Origin of the sequence: Streptomyces sp. NPDC020362, assembly GCF_040642095.1 — a bacterium.
Taxonomy (GTDB): domain Bacteria; phylum Actinomycetota; class Actinomycetes; order Streptomycetales; family Streptomycetaceae; genus Streptomyces.
The window spans coordinates 1-2586 of record NZ_JBFAET010000426.1 but is presented as its reverse complement, the minus strand read 5'-3'; the positions used below and the strand labels follow the sequence as shown (position 1 = coordinate 2586).

The following is a 2586-nucleotide window of genomic DNA, read 5'->3' as shown; positions in this document are numbered from 1 at the left end:
GGCAAGGGCATGTCCATCAGCGACGCCGCGGAGATCACCGCCAAACTCCGCAAGGACGTTCGCGTCAAGGCGTAGCGCCTCTCGCACTCGGACAGCGCCGCCGTACCGGACACCATCGCGCTGACGATCACCAACAACTCGGGCCGTTCCGACCCGGTGTACGTCTACGACCTCGGCACCCAGCTGTCCACGAGCCGGCAGGGCTGGGCCGATGCGAACGGCGCCTTCCACGCCTGGCCGGCGGGCGGCAATCCGCCGACTCCCGCACCGGACGCGGCGATCGCCGGCCCGGCGACCGGGCGGTCGGCGACGATCCGGATCCCGAAGTTCTCCGGCCGGATCTACTTCTCCTACGGCCAGAAGCTCGACTTCAGGCTGACCACCGGCGGGCTCGTGCAGCCCGCCGTGCAGAATCCGTCCGACCCCAACCGGAACATCCTGTTCAACTGGTCGGAGTACACGCTGAACGACTCCGGGCTGTGGCTCAACAGCACCCAGGTGGACATGTTCTCGGCGCCGTACGCCGTCGGCGTGCAGCGCTCCGACGGCAGCGTGAGCAGCACGGGGCACCTCAAGTCCGGCGGCTACACCGGTTTCTTCGACGCCCTGCGCGCGCAGCCGGGCGGCTGGGGCCGTCTGATCCAGACGCGCTCCGACGGCACCGTGCTGCGTGCCCTGTCCCCGCTGTACGGCGTGGAGACCGGGGCCCTGCCTGCGAACGTGATGGACGACTACATCAACCGGGTCTGGCAGAAGTACGCGACGGCGACCCTGACCGTCACGCCGTTCACCGACCAGCCGAACACCAAGTACTACGGCCGGGTCGCGGGGAACGTCATGAACTTCACCAATTCCTCCGGCGCGGTCGTCACCAGCTTCCAGAAGCCCGACGCGGACAGCGTCTTCGGCTGCCACAAGCTGCTGGACGCCCCGAACGACCAGGTGCGCGGGCCCATCTCGCGCACGCTGTGCGCCGGTTTCAACCGCTCGACGCTGCTCGTCAACCCCAACCAGCCGGACGCCTCGTCGGCGAGCTTCTACCAGGACGCGGTGACCAACCAGTACGCGCGCGGCGTCCACGCGCGGATGGCCGACGGCAAGGCGTACGCGTTCGCCTTCGACGACGTCGGCAACCAGGAGTCCCTGGTCCACGACGGCAGTCCGCAGCAGGCGTATGTGACGCTGGATCCGCTGCGCTGACATGCCACGGTCCCGCACCCCTCGGGTGCGGGGCCGCAGCGGATGCCTCAGCCGGTCGTGAGGGCGGTGTCGTCCACGACGAAGCTGGTCTGGAGCGAGGAGTCCTCGACTCCGTTGAACTTCAGCGTGACCGTCGAGCCCGCCAGCGAGGACAGGTCGAAGGACTTCTGGCTGTAGCCGGAGGCCTTGTTGAGGTTCGAGTACGTCGCCAGGGTCTTCGAACCGGCGGTCACCGTCAGCTTGTCGTACTGGGTGCTGCCGGTGGTCTCGTCGGAGTCGATGTGCAGGTAGAAGGTCAGGGTCGCCTTGCAGCCCGCGGGGATCGTCACCGACTGGGACAGGGTGTCGGTGTGCGTCCTGCCGTAGCCGTCCAGCCAGGCCTTGTAGGAGCCGCCGTGGGCCGCCTCACCGCTGTCGGTGGTGATGACCCCGCTCGTCGCCGTCCATCCGGTGCCGCCCGACTCGAAGCCGGGGTTGGCCAGCAGCTGGGTCGACGTGCAGCCGCCTCCGGTGGGGTTGACGGTCCAGCCGAAGGTCGCGGTGCCGGTCGCCCCGGTGGAGTCGGTCACCGTGACGGTGGCGTTCGAGGTCCCCGCGGTGGTGGGTGTGCCGGAGATCAGGCCGGTCGAGCTGTTGATCGACAGGCCGGCCGGCAGACCGGAGGCGCTGTAGCTGAGAGCACCGCTGTTGGTGCTGCTCGCCTGGATCTGCAGACTGACGGGCGTGCCGACGCTGGCGCTCTGGCTGCCCGGGTTGGTGACGGTCACTCCGCTGCTGGGCGGGGTGATGTGGCTGCCGACGTTGATGCCGGCGAAGGCGTTGCCCACCCCGGCGTACTGGGTGGAGTTGGTGCCGTAGAGCGCGGCGGCCGCGTTGAGGGCGGCGGTGCGGGCGGCGGCGTAGTCGGTGCTCGACGTCATGTACGACGTCAGCGCCTTGTACCAGATCTGCAGGGCGGCGGCCCGGCCGATGCCGGTCACGGCGACGCCGTCCGAGGTCGGGCTGTTGTACGTGACACCGTTGATGACCTTGGTGCCGCTGCCCTCGGAGAGCAGGTAGAACATGTGGTTCGCGGGCCCCGAGGAGTAGTGCACGTCGAGGCCGCCGACACCGGAGTACCAGCTGTCGGCTGAGCCGCCGTCCTTGCTGGGCTTGTCCATGTAGCGCAGCGGGGTGCCGTCGCCGTTGATGTTGATCTTCTCGCCGATGAGGTAGTCGCCGACGTCCGTGCTGTTGTTGGCGTAGAACTCCACGCCGGTGCCGAAGATGTCGCTGGTGGCCTCGTTCAGGCCGCCGGACTCACCCGTGTACTCCAGGCCCGCGGTGTTGGAGGTGACGCCGTGGCTCATCTCGTGGCCCGCGACGTCCAGCGAGGTCAGCGGGTCG

General features: G+C 68.7%; 1 protein-coding gene and 1 pseudogene. One reads left to right on the top strand and one right to left on the bottom strand.

The features are described from left to right. Window positions 1-96 precede the first annotated feature (96 nt). A pseudogene (locus tag AB0H32_RS47805) lies at window positions 97-1200 on the top strand (glycoside hydrolase family 64 protein); the annotation flags it as partial. Window positions 1201-1247: 47 nt separating this feature from the next. On the opposite strand, the gene AB0H32_RS47800 reads toward AB0H32_RS47805, so the two are convergent. Next, the coding region (locus AB0H32_RS47800) for a M4 family metallopeptidase (RefSeq protein WP_361135870.1) at window positions 1248-2586 on the bottom strand (1339 nt) is incomplete at its 5' end.